Origin of the sequence: Enterococcus sp. AZ088, assembly GCF_051714845.1 — a bacterium.
GTDB classification, from domain to species: domain Bacteria; phylum Bacillota; class Bacilli; order Lactobacillales; family Enterococcaceae; genus Enterococcus; species Enterococcus faecalis.
Genome location: NZ_JBIOSQ010000001.1, coordinates 2,148,751 through 2,169,230 on the forward strand (window position 1 = coordinate 2,148,751; position 20,480 = coordinate 2,169,230).

Genomic DNA, 20,480 nt, shown 5'->3' on the forward strand with positions numbered 1-20,480 from the left:
TTTATGAATAACACGAAAAAATTTACGTTAACAGCAATGTTCTTAGCTATCTTACTTTTACTGGCTTTAACCCCACTAGGATTTATCACATTAGGTCCTTTAAATTCGACCACGATGCATATTCCTGTAATTATTGGTTCCATTGTTTTAGGGCCAAAAATCGGTAGTATGTTGGGCGGCACGTTTGGGATCATTAGCTTAATTAAAAATACGACAGCACCAACACCTTTGTCGTTTGTTTTTTCTCCATTTATTCCTGTGATCGGTACCGATCATGGTAGTTGGAAGGCACTTTTAATTGTGCTCATTCCGCGGATTTTAATTGGGGTCGTTCCTTATTTCGCTTACAAATGGCTAAATAAATTAACGAAGGAAAAAGCGCAACCTGTCTCCTTATTTGTGGCTGGTGTTTTAGGCTCAGCAACGAATACCATTTTAGTCATGAACATGATTTATTTTCTTTTTAATTCAGCTTATGCTGAAATTATTGGTAAAGCTGGAACTGCTGTTTACCTAGCTATTATTGCGACGATTTTCAGTTCTGGTGTGCCAGAAGCTCTTGTTGCTGGTGTAGCTGCTTCAGCAATTGCTAGCGTTTTGCTTCGCTTAATGAAACGGAATGCAACACAAAAACTATAGAAAAAAACACAGGGACTAAAAATCAAGTTTGATTTTTAGTCCCTGTGTTTTTTATTTATTTTTTTTGTTTTCGTAATTTATAAGCATATTCACTGGCTTTAAATAATAATTTATTAACCGGTAAATCGAATTCCCCAATAAATTCATTAATCGTTGGGTTGAAGTTCGCTTTAAACTTAATTAAGCCATCATTTAAACTACCTTCTAAGCCGCCCATATTACAGCTTTCGCAGCCACGGTTAAAACATTCTTGAATGGCATCTCGCCAAGTCACATAAGTTGGCATGTAGCGTTTATAACGATCATCTAAGCCAGCATAAAGGATTTCACTTGTTGGACCAAATGTCACAGCCAAGGCGCCAGCAACCGTGACGATTTCACCAGCTTCTGCGATATTTTCTTCTAATTCTTTTAGTTCCCGAGTCAAGGAAGTATCTAATTCTTCTAAATTATGGCGCTTTTTCACTTGATTTTCTTTCAAATTACTCAAGTCTTTTTGATTTTTGTCATAGCGTTGTTGCGTGCTATCTAAGCGTTCCTTTAAATTGACTTGCGCCAACATAATAAAGGAGTCTTCTGGGTAAATGTTCAACAGCTTCTTAAAGTAATCACTATTCCTCAAAGAAATATGTTGGCGTTCCATGGTTGATTGAATGACTTTTTCAAATTCATCAACAAAGTCAACATGCCCTTGCTGCACAACGACCCCTTTTTTTTCAGCTGTTTTAATCATTTTCTTGGTACTTTTTGACAATTGTTCCTCACTAAAATCTTCACGATAAATATTCGCTTGGAAGCGAGGCTGGATGGTGGCCCCCATATCCATTGTCAGTCCTTGATATTTGGCCCCTGCTTTTTTCAAGGTCTCAATAATAGCTGTCGCTTCAGCATGCGGTTGATGTTCCTCTCCCAAATGGAAATCTTGATAGTGAACCGCTGGATCCATTTTTATAAATAAAGCTCGTTTTTTCTTGCCAAATTTTTTCAATTCAGCCATAAAGTAGCTGATCAAACGTTCATTTGTATAGTCCATTACTGGACCTCTTGGTGTATATAACATCGTAAAACCGGCTGGTAATGGTTTGATTAAAACTAAACTTGATGCAACTAATGTATCCTTTTCATAAACCCCAACAATTTCAGAACCCCAGTTATCCTTGACTTTTGCCCATGAAGATGACTGTAGTAAATTACATAATGGGTGATTTTTAACAAATGTATCGTGTACTTCTGCCGGAATACCGATTTTAAATGTGTACATGTTCAAACTCCTCTGCTGTGACTTTCCAATAGTCCGTTTATCTTACACTATCATAGTGTATTCCAACAGACTAGTAAAGTTTTACATGAAAATTTTTAGAAAAAATGTAGATCTTATTCTTTATGTAAAAAAGACGAGGTAGAAACAGTTCATTCTACCACTTAGTTCACTAATAGCAACGACACTTTTCTTCACTGCCATTCAAAGGATGAATCATTTCTATCCACATCTTTTCAATTAAATACGTGTTTCAAATTTTAATGACTTGTTGATAAAGTACATGATTGGTGCTGAAATCGTCATAATAATCGCTTCACTTAATGCTAACCAACCATAAGTTGTCCAAAATGCTTGGCCGCCACTTGGTACTAGCATAAAGGCAATAAAAAACATACTTACAGTGAAAAATAGACTATTTAGACACATTCTAACAGGAATACTTGGTACCTTTTTTTGTAAAAAAGCTGTTAAGCTCAACGCAAATAATGTTTGCGCTCCACCAAACAGAGCATCCATTACACCGAAACCAAAAAATAAGTTAAAAAAGATAACGCCGCCTAAAACACCCCACATCAATTTGCGATTGAAAACGACTAGGTGATTCAAACTTTCTGAAATTCTAAATTGAATCATACCAGAAGAAACTGGCCGAACCAATAAAGAGAGGACAATATATAAGCCCATAATGATACCATTGGCTAAGACTGTTCTTAGCTTTCGATTGGCTTGAAACGAATTTTGCATACTTTTTCCTTCTTTCTCCGAGTTTTTTTACAAGGGATGGTTGATGAACCTTGGTTACAATTGCAACAGTTCACATTCTAATATGGAAAGTCAAAATAGTCAATGAAAGCCCTGTTTTACTTTGCACTTATTTGCAGTTTTCACCTCTCGTGCATTGTTTCGTGCCTTTTTCTAGTCATTTTTTACTTTTTTAAGCAATCTTTATTCGCAGAAGTTCCTCCCTCTGGTATAATGGACAATAGCGATTCAAAGGAGGAGCTCAATGAACATTCACTACTATCTTATTATCAACGAGCAGGCAAGTAGCGGCAATGGCCGAAAAGTCGCTAGAAAAGTGATTCAACAACTCAAGCAACAAGAACTTAAATATACGGCTCTTTACACTGATTACGCTGGACATGAAAAAGAATTGACGAAGGAACTTGCAGAAACAACTTTACTTCCTTGGTCTGAAGACTTAGACGTTTCAACTTTTCCAATCCTAGTCGTGCTAGGCGGCGATGGCACACTACATAATGTCATTAATTCATTACTTCCATATGATTCAGCTATTCCTTTAAGCTATATTCCATGCGGCTCTGGAAATGATTTTGCACGAGGGGTGGGATTATCAAGGAATATTGATAAAGCATTGCATCAAATCCTGCGCACCAGACGACCAAAAGAAATTCAAACGATTCATTATGTAGAAGCCAACCAAGAAGAAATCGGCTTAGCTACCAATAATGTTGGCTTAGGGTTAGATGCGGCAATCGTGGAAAAAACCAACGAATCGTCATCAAAAAAAGCCTTAAATAAATTTAAGCTTGGCTCGCTTTCCTATATTTCTTCAATCATTCATGTCTTTTTTAAACAAAAAGGCTTTCCAATTTTAGTTGAAATGAATGGTAAACAATACACATTTAATCGTGCTTTCCTATGTACGGTCACAAATCATCCTTATTTTGGCGGGGGCGTATCAATTATGCCGACGGCCAATCCTCGCAAAGCAGTCGTGGACTTAGTTGTCGTGGAACGAATCAATATTTTTAAAATTTTGTGGCTTATTTTCCTATTGCTTCGCCAAAAACAAGGGAAATCTAAGCATTTTCATCATTTTCAATCAAGCAAAATTCGAATTGTTTCGACGATTCCACAAACCATTCACGCAGATGGCGAGATTTTAGGCAAACGAAGTATTGATATGGTTTATACCACACAAAAACGTTTGTTTTGGTTTTAACTGAGTCCCTTAAGGTTGAAAAAGAGTGCCATAAGTCAAAACGACTTATGGCACTCTTTCCTTTTCTCACATAAATTGATAAGGCGTCGTATCCTTCATTCCAATCATTGGATCAACAGCATTTGTTTGAATAATTTCGACTGTTAGTCGTGGTTCTTTTGGTAATGGTTCTTCGACAACTTTTGTCGCTTTCTTTGCTGTTTCTGGGGTTGACTCTTCCCCTTCATCAGCAAATAGTGAAACTTCTTGTACCGTTGTGTCAACTAATTGCTCGTCTGTTTCTTTTATCTGATCGGCTTTCGTTGATTGCTGTTCATTTTCATAAGAGACAGCTTTTGTTTCTTTTTCAGTAAATGGATGGTCTGCCGTTAAACCTTCTTCATAGGCTTCTAACTGAGTTCTAGTCGTTAAGGTCATTTGTTCTGCGTTCACGATTCGTTCTTTTAGCATCGTCATGCGACTAGCCGATTCGTTTTTGACACATGTTTCAAAAGCAGAAACCTCACCTAATAGAATTAATAATTCTTTACTACGTGTCACTGCTGTATACAGCAAATTTCGTTGCAGCATTCGGCTATACTGATGAACCATTGGCAGTAACACCATGCGGAATTCACTACCTTGCGCTTTATGAATCGAACAACAATAGGATAACGTAATTTTATTCCATTCATTTCTTTTATACGTTACTTCATTATTATCAAACTGTAAAACCAACTCGTCCACTTTGTCCTCTGAGTCTTTGGCTAAAGTAATTCCGACGATTTCTCCCATATCTCCATTGAACACATTTAATTCTGGCGTATTGACTAGTTGCAAAACTTTGTCCCCAATCCGATAGACGGTGTCATTCCATTTGACTTCTTTTTTCTTACCATCATTTGGATTGAAGATTTCTTGCATCATCTTATTCAAGGCATCAATGCCGGCTGCGCCACGATACATTGGCGCTAAAACTTGGATATCTTGTGGCGTAAACCCTTTTGCTTTTGCCTTTGTGACGATTTGTCGAATGTATTCTTCGATATGACCAATATCACTTGCAAAGAACGAGCGATCCTTTTGATTTTTTTGAAAATCAGCAGGCAACTTTCCTTCTTTAATTTCATGGGCAAGAGGAATAATACTTGAACCGTCTCCTTGACGATAAATTTCGTTTAACTCACATTTGGGAATTTCGTTAATTTGCAATAAGTCATGTAAGACTTGACCTGGACCGACAGACGGTAGCTGATCCTTATCACCAACAAAAATCACTTGCATGTTTGTCGGAATAGCTTTTAATAACGTATTGGCTAACCAAGTATCCACCATTGACATTTCATCTACAATTAGCAAACCGCCTTCTAATTCTTTGGCGGTTAAACTCGGATTTTTTTCACGACCTGTCAAGCCTAACAAACGGTGGATGGTACTTGCAGGTAAACCTGTCGTTTCGTTCATGCGTTTCGCTGCTCGCCCAGTTGGCGCCGCTAGCAAGATTGGAAACATCTCCTGCGTGTAGTCTTTGAGATCTAATGAAAGACCATTTAGTTCCGCAAACAACGAGACAATCCCATTAATAACAGTTGTTTTCCCTGTTCCGGGCCCTCCAGTTAAAATAAATAACGGCGATTTAATCGCTTCTTCAATCGCTGCTTGTTGCGAGTCGCCATACTGAATATTTAAACGTTTCTCAATCATTCGGATACTTTTTTGGACTTCTTCTTCCTCGTAATGAATTTCTTTTTTACGAGAAAGTAAACGTTGAATCGAAGTACCAATGCCCCATTCAGAAAAATAGAGACTGTTCTCAAAAAGTTTAGTCTCTTCTTGTTGGATTTTTCCATGTTCGACTAACGTAATGATTTCATTGGCCACTTGATCAGGTGAGATTTCCACTGGGCGACTTGCTTCCAAGGTCCGAATCGCTTCTTCTAACAAAACATCTGCTTGAACATACGTATTGCCTGAGCGAATGGAGTGTTCAAACACTTCATGTAAAATCGCTGCCCGAATTCGAACAGCAGAATCCGCCTGAATGCCGATTTGTTCAGCAATATTGTCCGCTCGTTTAAATCCGACTCCCTCAATATCTTCAACTAACTGATAAGGATTTTCTTGAATCACAGAAAGGGTTTCTTCTTGATAGGTTTGATAAATTGAAAAAGCTAACTGACTACCGAAGCCGTATCGATTTAGTCCCACAATCACTTGCTCCATCCCGTGATTCAAGCGAATTGTTTCGACGATTACTTGACGTTTTTTTTCATTTAAAACAGTAACTTCTTCCAAAACACTCGGGTCATCAATAATTCGGTCAATCGCACTTTCCCCTAATACTTCAACAATTTTTTCAGCAGTTCGTTTACCAATGCCAGGAAATTTGTCACTTGATAAATAGTTAACCACCCCACTAGCCGAAGTCGGTCTTTCTTGCTGATAACTATCCACCTGAAACTGTCTGCCATAACGAGGATGGTCCACAAAATGACCAAAGAAACGATAGGGTTCCTCTTCTTGAACTTGGCCAAAACTACCAGTTACTACAATTTCTTTTTCTAAATAATCTGTATTTGTATCGGTCACATTTACAAGAACGACTTTATAAAAATTACTGGGATTTTCAAAAAAGATTGCTTGTACAGTCCCAACAATAAAGGCTTTTTCTTCGTCCTCACCAAAAAGTGTTACCACTACAAGCCCTCCTTTCTGTTGTGTGCTTATTGTGCTTTTTCTTTAGCTAAAAAAGACGTATCATTCCATAACGTTAAGTCGTACGGCATGTTCCTTGATGCCTCTTTGGTTTCAAGGATTGAAAGGCTATTGTTTAACAGCCCGCCCATTGTCCGTAATTCTGATAATGGTTTACCAGCCATCGCTTGGATTGCCGCCGTCAGCGCTGCTCCGTGACCGACAAATAGAACTGGACCTTCGTGCTGCTTCGCCGCTTCAGCAACTGTTTCTGAAATCCGTTGAATCGCTTGCTCGATTGGTTCACCATCAAAAATTGTTGGATCATACAAATCTAAACGATGCCGTAAATGATCTAATTCTTCTCCATAAAAATTACGCATTTCTTCAATATATTGTCCTTCTAGACGACCTAAACCTAATTCTTTTAAAGTATCTGTATAAACAATTTCAACTGGATGAGTCAATTCTTGTTGAATTCCCCGCGCAGTATTTTTGGCACGTAATAGCGGACTAGAATAAATTTTTTCAAACGGAATATCTTGTAAATATTGGCCTAATTGTTTAATTTCGTCATAACTAGTTGGTAATAACGGCGAATCTCCTGTCATTCCTTGAAATCGTTTCTGTTGATTCCATTCAGTTTTTCCATGTCGTGTAAAATATAATTTCATGTAACTTCTCCAAACTTCTTTATCTCTTCATATGTCTTTCTAGTTTATCACTTCCCTGCGAAAATATCCATGGAAGTTTCTAGTAATCCAAGCAAAATAAGCCTAGAACAAAAATCTAAATTGTTTTTTGTTCTAGGCTCGGAAATTGGGCAACAGTAAAAATAAAACCACTTTCTTCTGACATTTTTGAAAAAAAGCGCTACTGTCTTAACTTTTTTTAATCCAATTTATCATTTTCATAATGATGCGTCAGTTCTAAGTTCGGAAAATTTTGCTGACGTAAGGCTTCATAAACAATTAGTGCGGCAGTGTTAGAAAGATTCAATGAGCGCACATGTTCATCATTCATAGGAATTCGGATACACTTTTCTTCGTTTTCTCGCATAAACGTTTCTGGTAAGCCTGTTGTTTCTTTTCCAAAAAGGAAATAATGGTCCTCGCCATCATTATAATTGACCTCGCTGTATGTTTGGTGAGCAAATTTGGTTACTAAATGCAAGTGTTTGCCTGCCACATGGGCTAAAAAGGCAGCCAAATCTTTATGATACGTAATATTTACATCATTCCAATAATCTAATCCGGCACGTTTTAAGTGTTTATCATCTGTTGAAAATCCTAAAGGTTCAATTAAATGCAACGGTGTATTCGTCGCTGCACATGTCCGTGCAATATTTCCAGTATTTGCTGGAATTTGTGGTTCAAATAAAACAATATGGTTCGTCAACTATCTTCAGCTCCTCAAATATCAATCGTGTTCATTTTAGCATAAATTCAAAATAAATAGCGCCCACAATACTTATTTTCAAAAAAAAAACCGCATGACGCGATGATGTCAGGCGGCAGCTGTTCTAACCAATAAAAAAAACGTACCGTCTCGGTGTCTAGCACGGCGAGTCGTTACGTTAGTGAAGGTCTCTTCACTAACTTTTATCAGAACAGGACCCTGATAAAAACCAATGAAAAAACAACTTGTAAGTAATATAACACCAATGTCACTTTATTGCAAGACTTTTTTAGGATTTTCTTCACAAAAAAGTCTATCTTTTACGACCTACTAACAAGCGGACGTCAATCGTGATTTTTTCCAATGGTCGCTGTTGTAGCTCGGCTTTAACTTTTTGAGAAACTTGCCACTCTAATGGCGACATTTCTAATAAATCCAACCGTCTTTCCTCGGGAATGTCAAAGCAATAAGTTATTCGTTCATCTACTTCCACAGCTAATTCCTCGGCAAAACGTTGGACTACTTTTTGATTGGAATAACTTTGTTTCTTTTCGTCATTGGGATAAAAAGCCGCTCGTAATTCCTTTAAATAATTCTCTTCAGGAATAATTTTAATCACAGTCCCGTCAGCTTTTAGTACTCGCCGAAATTCTTGATAATGTGAAGGAGAAAAAATATTCAAAATCGTATCAAGCCCTTGATCCGCAAATGGCAAATTCGTTAAATCCGCCACACACCAAAACGCATCAATTGGCTGATTACTTGCTAAATAGATTCCTTCCTTTGATAAATCAAACCCGATTTTCAGTCCAGATAAGCCTGCTTGACTTAACTCAGCTAGAAAACTCCCTTCACCACAACCAACATCGACTACTGTTTTATTTTGAGGAAGATAGTGCATAATTTTGTTTAAAACAGGCGCGTACATGCCACTTTGAATCATTTTTCCTCGAGAAGTAAACATTTTTTTATTATATTCTGTCTGAACGCCATGATTTAGAAAGTATAACGTGCCTTTCTTGGATAAATCAAATTGATGCCTCTGTTGACAAATCAGACCAACCCCTTCTACATGCATTGGTTGATGACAAGTTGGACAGCGAAATACAGCTGCTTCTTTTTTCAATAATTGTTGTGCTCGTTCAATTTTCTTTAACATTTAAAACTCCTTACGTTCATCAAATGAACATTTTCTCTTATAAAAAGTTGCACTCTTTTTTTCAGGGCTATGGTAGTAAGCAGAATTATGGTACAATGCCTGTGAAGAAAAAGCAAGGAGCGATAAGAAATGATTAAAGAATTCTGTGCCGAAAATTTCACTAAGATTCCCCAAGCCATTCAAAAAGGTGCGAATCGCATCGAATTATGCGATAACTTAGCCGTGGGTGGAACGACGCCAAGTACTGGTGTTATTGAAGAAGTCTTAGCATACGCTGGCGAACATTCTGTACCAGTGATGACAATCATTCGTCCTCGTGGCGGCAATTTTGTCTATAATGATATTGAATTAAAAATTATGCATACCGATTTAATCGAAGCAAAGAAATTAGGAACCGACGGCATTGTTATTGGCTGTTTAACTGAGGATGGTTGGTTAGATGAAGAAGCTTTGGACTTATTCATTGAAACAGCTGAAGGCTTGCAAATCACTTTTCATATGGCTTTTGATGCCTTGTCGAAAGAAAACCAATTTAAGGCGATCGACTGGTTAGCTGAGCGTGGTGTGACGCGTATTTTAACTCATGGCGGGCCAGCTGGTACCCCTATCGAAGACAACTTTGATCATTTAAAAGAATTAATTGCCTACGCAGATCAACGGATTCTTATTTTACCAGGTGGCGGTATTTCCACAGAAAACGTTCAAACTGTGATGGACACTTTAAAAGTCACAGAAGTCCATGGCACAAAAATTGTTTAATTTCTTGTATCTAAAAAAGTGAGGTAGCCGTCGTATTAACGGCTATCTCACTTTTTTGATTTTGAGCAAACCAACGTATCCTTTTACCTCAGTCTCATGATAAATAAGTGCAATTTTTTAAACAAAATAACGCATAAACATGCTTGCAATATTGAAATAAATTAATACACTGGTTAAATCACTTAAGGTAGTAATAAACGGGCCACTGGCAACTGCGGGATCAAACCCTAATTTATCCATTAACATTGGGATTAAACTCCCTGCTAAATTCGCCACAGTAATTGCGCAGAGCATTGCCATCCCAATCACAAATCCAAGCGGAAGATTATGTTGCCACACGCCAACCACAATCATAATGGTTAAACCTGTCACAGCCCCCGTCACTAGTCCCGTGAGCACTTCACTTAAGATTAAGCGACCAAAATTACTATCCTTTTCATCTTTCATAGCCAAACGGCGTACCGCGACCGCCAATGATTGCGTCCCGGCATTGCCGGCTGTTCCGGTAATTAAAGAAATAAAAACGGCTAAAATACTCGCTTCGCTAACTAAAGACTCATAATTACTGATTAACGAGGCCGTAGACATTCCTAAAAACAGCAATGTAATTAACCAAGGTAATCGTTTAGAAGCGGCTTTTAAAGGGTTCTCACTAACTTCCTCAACGTCGACCCCGGCTAAACCAGAGTAGTCGCTAGCGGCCTCATCATCAATAACATCAATAATATCATCAACTGTTACAATCCCCAACAAATGATCATCATAATCTGTAACTGGTACAGCCAAGAAGTCATAGTCACGAATTGTTTGCGCGACATCTTCTTGGTCATCGCCAACATGAACTGAAATAACCCGTTCATTCAAAATATCAGCAATCAAGGTATCATCATCATTAACAATTAAATCCCGCAACGAAATAACGCCGACTAAATGATTTTCTTGGTCGACTACGTAAACGTAATAGATTGTTTCTGCCATGTCCGCTTGATTCTTTAAGACGTACATCGCAGAACGCACTGTTTGATTCGCCACAATCGAAACAAATTCGGTGGTCATAATCGCCCCAGCAGTTTCATCTTCGTAATGAAGTAACTCTTTAATTTCGCCTGCTTCTTCACTACTTAACAAACTAAGATATTTCGCCTTTTGACTTTTATCTAACATATTTAGTAAATCCACCGCATTATCGGTATACATCTCAGCTAACATATCGGCTGCATAACTTGGGCGCATTTCAGCTAAATAATCTTTCATATTCTCATTATCTTCTTCGATAACATCAAACATATCCGCTAGTTCTTTCGGAGATAGGTAATTGTATAAATGTTGTCGGTCTTTTTCATCTAACGATTGGTAAAATTGTCCTTGTTCATAAATGTGTAACGCTAAAAATAGCTCACGAAATTCGTTCATTTGTTGATTTTTTAGCGTTTCTAAAAGAAGGGCAAATTGCTCTTCCATTTCTTGGCCTTCATTCATCTTACACTTTCCCCTCCTGCCTCTTTATTATTATAACGTATCATCTACACTTTTCATATCCTCCGCTAGTGGGGAAATCAGATGAACCGTTTCTTTGGTAAAAGGATGAGTAAAAATCAGTTCCATACAATGCAACGCTTGCCGCTCAATTCCTTGATCCATCTCTCCATGATACATCTCATCCCCTAACAATGAACAGCCAATTGCTTCAAAATGTACCCGAATTTGGTGTGTTCGTCCTGTATGGAGCTGAATGCGCACAGCTGCTGCTTTGGCTCCTCTTTTTGCGAGCCAATATTCTGTACTAGCAAATTGACCTGTTTCGATAACTTGGCGTTTTAATAAAGAGGACAAGTCGCGCCCAATTGGCTTTTCAATCAATTGATGCTCGTTTAACTGCTCAATCGCTCCACCAACAAGGGCATAATAAATTTTTGTCACCTTTTTTTCTCGTAATTCTTGGTCAATTAAAGCATGAGCAAAGCCGTGTTTCGCAAATAACATCAGCCCAGAAGTATCTCGATCTAAACGAGTCACGACATGAATGACTTGATTCACGTAATTTTGTCGCTTGTAATAGCCCTTAACACGATTCGCCATCGTTCCTGAAGGATGATACTGAGCAGGTATTGAGGCAATGCCAGCAGGCTTATTAACTACTAAAAAATGATCATCTTCAAACACAATTTCAATCGGTTCATCATCTGTTAATAATGTCTCATGTTCCGCTTCATCTGGAATCGTCATTTTAACGACATCGCCAGTTTGTAAAGGATAGATGGCATTTTGAACGGTCCCATTCACTTGAATTTTACCACCCTGAAATTTCACCTTAGCTAATAACCCTTTTGAAACGCCTTGTTCCTTTAAAAAATATTTCACTTGTTGTGTTGTTTCTTTGTCATATGTCCATTGAAATTCCATCGTTTAATTAATCCTCACCAATAAAGGCATCTTTCACTCGATGCCAAAAATGCATGTGCCGATAAGAGGCAAAATGAATCCGTTCGTCTGCAATTCGATAGCAGACAGAAGCGATATTTTCTTGATAAATATCTAATTGGTCCACCGTGACAAAATAATCATCACTTTCCTGTAATTTAATCTCCAGCCACTCCGTATGTGCGATTACAATCGGTGACCCCAATGTTCGAAAGACACGATTGTTTAAGGAGGCGATTTCGGTTAACTGAAACGCATTAATGCTTGGATGCAAAACAGCTCCACCAATACTTTTATTATACGCAGTAGAGCCGGTTGGGGTCGAAATCGACAACCCATCACCACGAAATCGTTCAAACAGTTCGTCTTTAATAAACACATCGCCCACCATCGTCCGGTTTCCTCGTTTAATTGTCGATTCATTTAATGCTAAAAAATGTTTATCTGGTTTCCCATCTCTAAACCGAATCCGCACATCTAATAATGGATAACTCGTACTTTTTTCACGATGAATACACAAACTTTCAACTAGTTCTTTTAATTCATAATCACGCCAATCTGTATAGAAACCCAAGTGTCCGGTATGTACACCTAAGAAGCTTACTTCGTTTAACAGATGATTAAATCGATGAAAAGCGGAAAGAAGCGTACCATCTCCGCCGACTGAAATCACAAGTTCAGGTTGACGATTGTCTATTTGAATTTGGTTTTGCTCTAATAGTGTTGTCAGTTGTTTTGTGACTTGTTTCGATTTTTCTTCCGAGTTATGAACAATCGCCACTTTCATAAGCAGACTCCTTTACTGATTTTCTGGTGTTTCGTTTTTAATTTGCTTATAGTATTCGTTTTCTAGCAAGCCACGGCCATGAGAGAAGTAATGTTGTGCTTCTTGAATTTCTTCACGAATAGATGACATTTCTTCATCTAATAAATAGGCTGCCTCTGCCGCTCGCTGAAGGCGTTCTTTCATTTCTTCAGGAAAGACACCTTGATATTTATAATTCAAAGAATGTTCAATCGTTGCCCAAAAATTCATGGAGAGTGTCCGAATTTGGATTTCGGCCAAAATAATCTTTTCCCCAGTGACTAATTGCACAGGATATTCCACTACCACATGGTACGAACGATAGCCACTTTCTTTTTTATTTTCAATGTAGTCCCGTTCTTCCACAATTTTTAAGTCTTTACGATTTCTTAAAAGTGCGACTACCTGGTAAATGTCTTCCACAAATTGGCACATAATCCGCAAACCAGCAATGTCTTGCATTTCTTCTTCAATCCGATTTAAAGGAATATGCCGAATTGCCGTCTTTGTCAAAATACTATCTACTGGTTTCACACGTCCTGTAACGAATTCAATTGGTATGTGTTTATCTTGCTCCCGAAATTGTTTACGAATACCTCGTAGTTTTACTTTTAATTCGCTGACCGCCTGTTCATATGGCGCTAAAAACAGCTCCCACTCTCGTTCCATGGTAGATCCCTCAATTTCCTTGAATTTCATTCACTGATTATTTTACCACAGTCCTCCCTAAAATAGGGTGTTATTCGCTATTTGATTTCCAAACGCCTTTCATTAGAAAAAATTTTCACAGAGAAGACCACTTTTCTTGACGGAAACCTATATAATATGTGAAAATTGGAGTGATTTAAGAAAGAGAGAGAACCCCATGAGTGAGCACTTAGAAATTGAATTTAAAACATTAGTTAGTCCACAAGATTTCAAACGATTAATCGACCATTTTGCTATTCAAAAAACGGACTTTTTTACGCAAACAAATCATTATTTTGATACGGACGATTTTCAATTAAAAGCACAACGAATGGGCTTAAGAATTCGCGTATTAGCAGATCGTGGTGAGTTAACCTTAAAAGTTCCTGCGCCAGAAGGATTATTAGAAATCAATGACCCTTTATCGCTTGAGACGGCGAACCACTTTATCAAGAGGAATCACCTCCCTACTGATGGGGCTGTGGCGAAGAAATTACAAGAATTAGGGATTGAAATCGCCTCGATCCATTTAATTGGTTCATTAAAAACAGCACGTGCAGAAAAACAAATTCCTCAAGGACTACTTGCGTTAGACGAAAGTTGGTATAACCAACAGCACGATTTTGAATTAGAGTTAGAAGTTACTGAAGCTAAAAGCGGCAAGCAAGCGTTTCAAACATTAATGGCTGATTTGAACATTCCCATTACGCTTGCACCTAACAAGATTCAACGCATGATGCGGACCACTGCCCCTTAGTATTCGAAGCACTGACGTTCTGGCACCTGTATTTGAAAAAGCATGGCATTGGAGGAAGTATGAATGGTTGAAATTTATTTGTTCGTCAATCCTTTAGGCGGCGTCTGTTTAGAAATTGAAAAAGAAATTATACAATTGTCTGTTAACGACAAGAAGAAAATACAATTGCGCTTTATTCCTTTATTAAACATGAAAACGATCAATGAATTTTTGAGTCGTCAACATATTCCGATTAATGACATTAAACGACGGAATCGAATTTTTGAAGATTTATACTCAGCCGCTCTTGACTATAAAGCAGCACAGTTACAAGGCCGAAAAAAAGGCCGACAATTGTTGATTGGCTTACAAAAAGCAGTAGCTGAAGACGGTCTAGCTTACTCTCCTGAGTTATCAGAAGAACTACTTCTAGCGGCCGGCGGGGATATTGATATGTATCGTAAAGACCGACAATCCGATTTTGTCAAAGAATCTTTCCAAACCGACCAAAAAGTTGCTCGAGAAATGGGGATTAAACAACATCCTACCGCAGTCGTTTACAACTATACTTGCGAGAACGATTTCGGCATTTTAGTCGAAAATTTTGAAAACATGGATGAAATTAAACAACTTTGTCGTGTCCATCCACATAACGAACCGTTGCTGAGCCAAGATGACGCAACCTTTGAATTTAAACGTCGCTCCAATTATCATTTTCCAAATTTACATTTATTATAAAAAAGAAGGACCATATAGCTGTATATTACGCCTCCAAAATTAGAACAAAAATCTAACTTTGGAGGCGTATTTAAACTAGCAAAATATGATTATTCATTCAAGAACAAAGTAGTAAAAGCTTATCAAAATGGAGAAAAGATGCTATCAAACACTGGACAAAGCAATTTAATATCTCTTCATATTCCACTGTACAAGAATGAGTCAAAATAGTAGAAAAATTTAATTTTAAGGTCCTTCATCAAAAACTACCAACGGATACACCTGAATTTAAGCATTCGAAACATAATCAAAACGGAACATCCTAATTAAGAATGATGCTCTAGCTGAATCCTTTTCTTGATTTGTTTAATGATGAAGTTTTGTCCTTTCCATATTGCTAAACACTCGAATATAAAAGCGATTCTTGACAAAAGAAATTAATAAATTGATTTCCTCTAATTATCAGCGAAGCAAAACGAAACTTCGGTTCAGTGTTCAATACTGTAAACGGTTCATTTCATAAAAATACCGGCCAGATTTCTCCAGCCGGTATTCGAGCTCAATTTTGTATTTTACTAAAAAATTCTATTTTTTAATTTAGACTTCTTCTTCAATAATAAAACGTGGTCGCCCCTTAACTTCGGAATAAATTTTACCAATATATTCGCCCACAATAGACAGACTGATTAATTGAATTCCCCCTAAAAACCAGATACTGATGATAAGAGAAGACCAACCAGCTTCAACATTTCCTGTAAAATGTTGTATTAAACTATAAATCATATAAAAGATACCAATTAATAAAGTAATAAACCCTATGTTTCTAACCATTTTTATTGGTACAATTGAAAAGGAAGTAATGCCTTCCATAGCAAAATTAAGCATTTTTTTTAGCGGATATTTTGACTCACCAGCTACTCGAATATTTCTTGAATAATAAACTTTTGTACTAGGAAATCCAACTAATGGAACCATCCCTCTTAAAAATAAGTTTTCTTCTTTAAAAGTTAGTAATACCTTAGTCGCTCGATTGCTCATCAAACGAAAATCTGCATGGTTTGGTACGGTATTCACACCTAGTTTATTCATAAATGAATAAAACATTTCTGCAGTTTTTCTTTTGAACGCGGTATCTGTATCACGGTTACTACGAACGCCATAAACAACATCGTTTCCATCATGATAAGCATCAATCATTCCCTCAATTGCCTCGACATCATCTTGTAAATCTGCATCAATCGTAACAATCATATCTGCAAATTGAACCGCTGTCGTCATACCAGCTAAAAGTGCATTTTGGTGACCAAAGTTGCGACTAAATTTAAGACCTTTAAAATGTTCTTCTTGTTCAGATAGTCTTTTAATAATAGCCCATGTTTTATCTTTACTACCATCATCCACAAACAAAATGGAACTTTCTGTACTTACTTTATTCTTAGCAATCATTCGTTTTAAAAAATCCAACAATACCTTGCTGGAAATAGGTAGTACTTCCTCTTCATTATAACATGGTACTACTATAAAAAGTTTTGACATTTTCTTTTTTCCTCCTATTAGTTGCTGTTAACACACTTTCCCATCCAATTGCTGAAAGTAAATAGAAAAATGGTAAAAATTGAATTAAATAGCGTGAACGACCACCTTCAAATAATAGTAGAAACATCATAGCTCCAATAATAGTAAGCTTTATGATTAATTCTTTTTCATCTATTTTTTTCATATTAAATGAACATCCAGTAATAAACATACCTATTATGGTTATTAGCCACATAATCTGCATATAAAGTTTCATGAATGACGTCCATTTACCTACTTGAAAATAATTGTCTTGTAAAAATATTTTAAACCTTGATCTATTAGAATCGCGGTCGAGTTCCATAGGTCGTGGTCCATAATCTTTCCAATCAAAATCTCCAGCGGCTGTATTATAATATTGCTTATTCAATAAAAACTTTGTATATCCTATCGGTCCATAATCTTTTAGTCTTTTTTTTATGACTTTAATATTGTAGTCCTTTTTATCCTGATATTTTTTTTGACTACTAGTCGCATTAGAATCGGATAAGTTATATCCTCCGTTGCCTTTTAATCCCATCATCATCCAATGAGTCATTGGATACTGTTCATTTTTATTGAATTCAATCGTTGTTTGTGTACTTCTATAAATAGAGAAACTACTGATTGTACCAAACATAAAAATAAAAGCAATAAGAATATTCAATACCTTCGCTAAATTTATTGGTTGTATTTTCTTCTGTAAACAATCAATAAATTTAACAATACTCCAAGCAATGATAAATATGATTGCAGATGGCTTAATTAGATATAATATTGCACAACAAATGCCTAACATCATACTAAAAAGTAAGCTATTTTGTTTTTTTGTGTTAATAAACGAATACAAAAACATACTAAAAGACACAATTGTGAATGCTCCTATATCTGTGTACGGAACAATAATTAACGGAGATAACGCTAAACTAAGAATCGACAAATAAAATACTAAATAAGCAATCATATGAGAAAATAACCGTTTGGTAGCGGTATATAAGAAAAAGAATCCTAAATCAATAAACACCGTACTACATAATTGCCAAAATAGCCACGTATTACCTATACCATCTACAAAAATATTAGCTATTTTTGTTATTCCTAACATCACAAAAAAGAAAAATGCATTATTAGGATATCTCGAAAGATACGCATCCATAGGTTGATTTTTTGTTACTCCCAAAAATATCACTTTGACATCCCAACCAATGGGAGCTGATATAGTACTCACAAGAATGAATTGTAATAATATAGTAATCGCAACAATTAAAATTGTAATAACTTTTATATTCTTTCTAATATAATCCTTAATTTGTTTCAAAAAAAATAAAAAATAATTTCTAACATTACTTGATATGATAATACAGACAATAAAACAAACTAATGCTAATCCTAAAACAAGTGATGCACCCTTTAAGTTTGCTATATTGAAATACGGATGTCGTATAACTCCAAAAAGTGTAATTAAGATTGCTAAAGTAAAAATAAAGTTAATAGACTTGTATAGAAAATTCTTAATATTCATCTCTTCTTCCTTCCAAAAAAATTACTGTATATTTTAACATAAGCAAAAACAGACAGCTTAAAATATAAAATCTCAGCTGTCTGTTAATTATATCATATTTATTTTGCAAAAAAATTTAATATGGGTAAATTTAAACTTATAAAAAATTAATTATTTTAGAACGCTTTTTATTTAATAATCTTCTCATAAAATACAGACAATAGAATTTAACACTTTATTTGATAGTTGAAACAGAAGCATTTCATTTTGATAAAACAAAGATAGAATCTCTATTCACTTATCAAGTTTCTAACATTTCTTAACTTAAACTTTAGTTTCTAATCCTTGTTATAATTTTTCAACCAAAGCTTCTAATTCCGTTAAACGTTCTTCAAAAACTTTCATTGCATCTTCGATATACGCGGCTTGTGTCATATCCACGCCCGCTTTTTTCATCACTTCAATTGGGAAGTCACTACTTCCTGCTTTCAAGTAGTTAAGATAGTTCTCTAAAGCTCCCTCTTCTCCAGCTAAAATATGTTTAGACAATGCCGAAGCGGCTGAGAAGCCAGTTGCATATTGATAAACATAGTAATTGTAATAAAAATGTGGAATTCTCGCCCATTCGTAACTGATTTCTTCGTCTCTAACTACTTCTGGTCCATAATATTTAGCATTGAGCTCGCCATAATACTCACTCAAATATTCACTTGTTAATGGCGTGCCTTTAGCATCTTCCGTGTGAATAAAATGTTCAAATTCCGCAAATTGCGTTTGACGGAAAATGGTTCCCTTAAAGCCGTCTAAATAGTGATTTAAGACATACGCACGTACTTTAGGATCTGTTTCTGTTTGTAATAAATATTCTGTTAAAATATTTTCATTTGTGGTTGAAGCAATCTCAGCTAAGAAAATTGAATAGTCGCCATAAACATACGGCTGATTATTTCTTGTATAGTAACTATGAACACTATGGCCCATCTCATGAACTAATGTAAATAGTTGATCCAAACTATCATGCCAATTCATTAAAATGTATGGGGCTGTATCATAAGCTCCTGAAGAATATGCGCCACTTCGTTTTCCTTGATTTTCAATCACATCAATCCAACGACTTGAAAAAGCTTCTTTAACAATAGATAAATAGTCTTCACCTAGTGGTTTTAAAGCCTCAATTGCTTTTTCTTTTGCTTCTTCATAGCTGTAACGAATTGGTGCTTCACCTAGCAAAGGCGCATACAAGTCGTACATGTGTAATTCTTCTACGTTTAATAATTTTTTTCTTAATTTTACATAACGATGTAGCAAAGGTAAATGTTTATTTACTACAGCTACTAATGTTTCGTGAACACTTTCAGGGATATGATTACTTGCTAAAGAGGCTGCCCGAGCAGAATCATAATTTCTAATTTTTGCTTTATAATTATGCGTTTTAACATGTGCACCTAAAGTTGAGGCTAATGTATTTCTAAATTGTTTGTACACTTTGTACAACCCTTTAAATGCTGCTTCACGAACAGATGGATCGACACTTTCCATTAACTGACCATAAACGCCATGAGAAAGTTGAATCGTTTCGCCTTCAGCATTTTGCACAGTTGGAAATTCTAAGTCTGCATTATTTAAAATTGAAAATGTATTACTTGAGGCACCAAAAATTTCACTAGCCCCCGCCAGTAAAGCTTCTTGTTCCATCGATAAAACATGGGGACGTTCATCTAAAATATTTTGAATATAGTGACGATAAACAGCTAATTTGGGCTGCTCTTCAAAATATCCCCAGATTTGTTCATCACTTAATGTTAAAACCTCTGGATCAAACCAAGAAACAGCTTCACTAACTTGTGCATATAAAGAACTAGCTCTGGCATATAAAGCTTGGTAAGCTGTATTTGTAGTGTCTTGATCATTTTTTAAATGAGAATAGACATATAATATTTCCACTTTTCGATAGACATCTAAAACGTATTCTAACGCAGCTAGAAAAGCTTCTGCACCATTCCCTAAGGTACCTTTAAATGTTTCTGCTTGATTTAGCTCCTCTGTCAACTGATTATACGCAACATCAAAAGCAGCATCATCTTTAAAAATTTTGGTTAAATCCCAAGTTAATGGAGTTGGAACTTCATCACGTGTTGGTAATTGTTTAATTTCGCTCATAGTTTACTCTCCTTTAAGAAACGTTTTACTCATTATACTATCAT

18 protein-coding genes are annotated in these 20,480 nt (G+C 36.3%); 5 read left to right on the top strand and 13 right to left on the bottom strand.

All coding sequences use genetic code 11. The features are described 5' to 3' along the window. Positions 1-3: 3 nt before the first annotated feature. The gene (locus IGL17_RS10335) at positions 4-639 is read left to right on the top strand and encodes an ECF transporter S component (RefSeq protein WP_002356501.1); all 636 of its coding nucleotides are present in this window, start codon (positions 4-6) and stop codon (positions 637-639) included. Between the two features lie 55 nt (positions 640-694). On the opposite strand, the gene IGL17_RS10340 is transcribed toward IGL17_RS10335, so the two are convergent. Further along, on the bottom strand, positions 695-1,900 hold the full coding sequence (locus tag IGL17_RS10340) for an aminoacyltransferase (protein WP_016618424.1): 1,206 nt from the start codon (positions 1,898-1,900) through the stop codon (positions 695-697). Positions 1,901-2,137: 237 nt separating this feature from the next. Beyond that, positions 2,138-2,644 (bottom strand): QueT transporter family protein, encoded by a 507-nt coding sequence (locus IGL17_RS10345; protein WP_002356499.1) that lies wholly within the window; start codon positions 2,642-2,644, stop codon positions 2,138-2,140. Positions 2,645-2,906: 262 nt separating this feature from the next. On the opposite strand from IGL17_RS10345, the gene IGL17_RS10350 reads away from it, so the two are divergent. After that, positions 2,907-3,866, top strand: a complete 960-nt coding sequence (locus tag IGL17_RS10350) for a diacylglycerol/lipid kinase family protein (RefSeq protein ID WP_002356498.1) — start codon at positions 2,907-2,909, stop codon at positions 3,864-3,866. A gap of 66 nt (positions 3,867-3,932) precedes the next feature. On the opposite strand, the gene recD2 is transcribed toward IGL17_RS10350, so the two are convergent. The 4 genes from recD2 to IGL17_RS10370 all read right to left on the bottom strand — a co-directional run bounded on the left by recD2 (position 3,933) and on the right by IGL17_RS10370 (position 9,096). Continuing rightward, complete coding sequence (gene recD2 / locus IGL17_RS10355) at positions 3,933-6,542, bottom strand: SF1B family DNA helicase RecD2 (RefSeq protein ID WP_016618425.1); 2,610 nt, start codon at positions 6,540-6,542, stop codon at positions 3,933-3,935. A 26-nt stretch (positions 6,543-6,568) separates the two neighbouring features. After that, on the bottom strand, positions 6,569-7,213 hold the full coding sequence (locus IGL17_RS10360; protein ID WP_002362550.1) for a histidine phosphatase family protein: 645 nt from the start codon (positions 7,211-7,213) through the stop codon (positions 6,569-6,571). A 217-nt stretch (positions 7,214-7,430) separates the two neighbouring features. Continuing rightward, positions 7,431-7,937, bottom strand: coding sequence for a tRNA (uridine(34)/cytosine(34)/5-carboxymethylaminomethyluridine(34)-2'-O)-methyltransferase TrmL (gene trmL / locus IGL17_RS10365; protein WP_002356493.1), 507 nt, complete (start codon positions 7,935-7,937; stop codon positions 7,431-7,433). Between the two features lie 313 nt (positions 7,938-8,250). Next, entirely contained in the window at positions 8,251-9,096 is an 846-nt protein-coding gene (locus IGL17_RS10370; RefSeq protein WP_010707217.1) for a methyltransferase domain-containing protein, read from the bottom strand. A gap of 129 nt (positions 9,097-9,225) precedes the next feature. Between IGL17_RS10370 and cutC the strand changes: the two genes are divergently transcribed. Then, positions 9,226-9,855, top strand: a complete 630-nt coding sequence (gene cutC, locus IGL17_RS10375; RefSeq protein WP_002359565.1) for a copper homeostasis protein CutC — start codon at positions 9,226-9,228, stop codon at positions 9,853-9,855. A 117-nt stretch (positions 9,856-9,972) separates the two neighbouring features. Here the strand turns inward: cutC and mgtE are convergent, their stop codons facing one another. Genes mgtE through IGL17_RS10395 form a run of 4 tightly spaced genes read right to left on the bottom strand, consistent with a single transcriptional unit; the run spans position 9,973 to position 13,750 of the window. Next, positions 9,973-11,334 (bottom strand): magnesium transporter, encoded by a 1,362-nt coding sequence (gene mgtE / locus IGL17_RS10380; protein ID WP_002362548.1) that lies wholly within the window; start codon positions 11,332-11,334, stop codon positions 9,973-9,975. 30 nt (positions 11,335-11,364) lie between these two features. Next, positions 11,365-12,258 carry an RluA family pseudouridine synthase gene (locus tag IGL17_RS10385; RefSeq protein ID WP_002408710.1) on the bottom strand — a complete coding sequence of 298 codons (894 nt, stop codon included), beginning with the start codon at positions 12,256-12,258 and terminating at the stop codon, positions 11,365-11,367. Between the two features lie 7 nt (positions 12,259-12,265). After that, positions 12,266-13,063 carry an NAD kinase gene (locus tag IGL17_RS10390; RefSeq protein WP_002356486.1) on the bottom strand — a complete coding sequence of 266 codons (798 nt, stop codon included), beginning with the start codon at positions 13,061-13,063 and terminating at the stop codon, positions 12,266-12,268. A gap of 12 nt (positions 13,064-13,075) precedes the next feature. Then, complete coding sequence (locus tag IGL17_RS10395; RefSeq protein ID WP_002356484.1) at positions 13,076-13,750, bottom strand: GTP pyrophosphokinase; 675 nt, start codon at positions 13,748-13,750, stop codon at positions 13,076-13,078. Positions 13,751-13,946: 196 nt separating this feature from the next. Between IGL17_RS10395 and IGL17_RS10400 the strand changes: the two genes are divergently transcribed. Further along, the gene (locus IGL17_RS10400) at positions 13,947-14,525 is read left to right on the top strand and encodes a CYTH domain-containing protein (protein WP_016618428.1); all 579 of its coding nucleotides are present in this window, start codon (positions 13,947-13,949) and stop codon (positions 14,523-14,525) included. 63 nt (positions 14,526-14,588) lie between these two features. Continuing rightward, the gene (locus IGL17_RS10405) at positions 14,589-15,242 is read left to right on the top strand and encodes a ClpXP adapter SpxH family protein (RefSeq protein ID WP_016618429.1); all 654 of its coding nucleotides are present in this window, start codon (positions 14,589-14,591) and stop codon (positions 15,240-15,242) included. 576 nt (positions 15,243-15,818) lie between these two features. On the opposite strand, the gene IGL17_RS10410 is transcribed toward IGL17_RS10405, so the two are convergent. The 3 genes from IGL17_RS10410 to pepF form a co-directional block, all read right to left on the bottom strand. Beyond that, positions 15,819-16,757: a glycosyltransferase family 2 protein gene (locus tag IGL17_RS10410; protein WP_002376017.1), complete on the bottom strand. Its 939-nt coding sequence runs from the start codon at positions 16,755-16,757 to the stop codon at positions 15,819-15,821. Continuing rightward, positions 16,723-18,297 carry a hypothetical protein gene (locus tag IGL17_RS10415; RefSeq protein WP_010707214.1) on the bottom strand — a complete coding sequence of 525 codons (1,575 nt, stop codon included), beginning with the start codon at positions 18,295-18,297 and terminating at the stop codon, positions 16,723-16,725. Before IGL17_RS10415 ends, IGL17_RS10410 begins: the two co-directional genes overlap by 35 nt. A 327-nt stretch (positions 18,298-18,624) precedes the next feature. Next, positions 18,625-20,436, bottom strand: coding sequence for an oligoendopeptidase F (pepF, locus tag IGL17_RS10420; protein ID WP_016618069.1), 1,812 nt, complete (start codon positions 20,434-20,436; stop codon positions 18,625-18,627). Between the last annotated feature and the right edge of the window lie 44 nt (positions 20,437-20,480).

Coding starts and splice junctions, on each gene's coding strand:
- IGL17_RS10335 (WP_002356501.1), top strand. CDS start 4: ATGAATAACACGAAAAAATTTACGTTAACAGCAATGTTCTTAGCTATC.
- IGL17_RS10340 (WP_016618424.1), bottom strand. CDS start 1,900: ATGTACACATTTAAAATCGGTATTCCGGCAGAAGTACACGATACATTT.
- IGL17_RS10345 (WP_002356499.1), bottom strand. CDS start 2,644: ATGCAAAATTCGTTTCAAGCCAATCGAAAGCTAAGAACAGTCTTAGCC.
- IGL17_RS10350 (WP_002356498.1), top strand. CDS start 2,907: ATGAACATTCACTACTATCTTATTATCAACGAGCAGGCAAGTAGCGGC.
- IGL17_RS10360 (WP_002362550.1), bottom strand. CDS start 7,213: ATGAAATTATATTTTACACGACATGGAAAAACTGAATGGAATCAACAG.
- IGL17_RS10370 (WP_010707217.1), bottom strand. CDS start 9,096: ATGTTAAAGAAAATTGAACGAGCACAACAATTATTGAAAAAAGAAGCA.
- cutC (WP_002359565.1), top strand. CDS start 9,226: ATGATTAAAGAATTCTGTGCCGAAAATTTCACTAAGATTCCCCAAGCC.
- mgtE (WP_002362548.1), bottom strand. CDS start 11,334: ATGAATGAAGGCCAAGAAATGGAAGAGCAATTTGCCCTTCTTTTAGAA.
- IGL17_RS10385 (WP_002408710.1), bottom strand. CDS start 12,258: ATGGAATTTCAATGGACATATGACAAAGAAACAACACAACAAGTGAAA.
- IGL17_RS10390 (WP_002356486.1), bottom strand. CDS start 13,063: ATGAAAGTGGCGATTGTTCATAACTCGGAAGAAAAATCGAAACAAGTC.
- IGL17_RS10395 (WP_002356484.1), bottom strand. CDS start 13,750: ATGGAACGAGAGTGGGAGCTGTTTTTAGCGCCATATGAACAGGCGGTC.
- IGL17_RS10400 (WP_016618428.1), top strand. CDS start 13,947: ATGAGTGAGCACTTAGAAATTGAATTTAAAACATTAGTTAGTCCACAA.
- IGL17_RS10405 (WP_016618429.1), top strand. CDS start 14,589: ATGGTTGAAATTTATTTGTTCGTCAATCCTTTAGGCGGCGTCTGTTTA.
- IGL17_RS10410 (WP_002376017.1), bottom strand. CDS start 16,757: ATGTCAAAACTTTTTATAGTAGTACCATGTTATAATGAAGAGGAAGTA.
- IGL17_RS10415 (WP_010707214.1), bottom strand. CDS start 18,297: ATGAATATTAAGAATTTTCTATACAAGTCTATTAACTTTATTTTTACT.
- pepF (WP_016618069.1), bottom strand. CDS start 20,436: ATGAGCGAAATTAAACAATTACCAACACGTGATGAAGTTCCAACTCCA.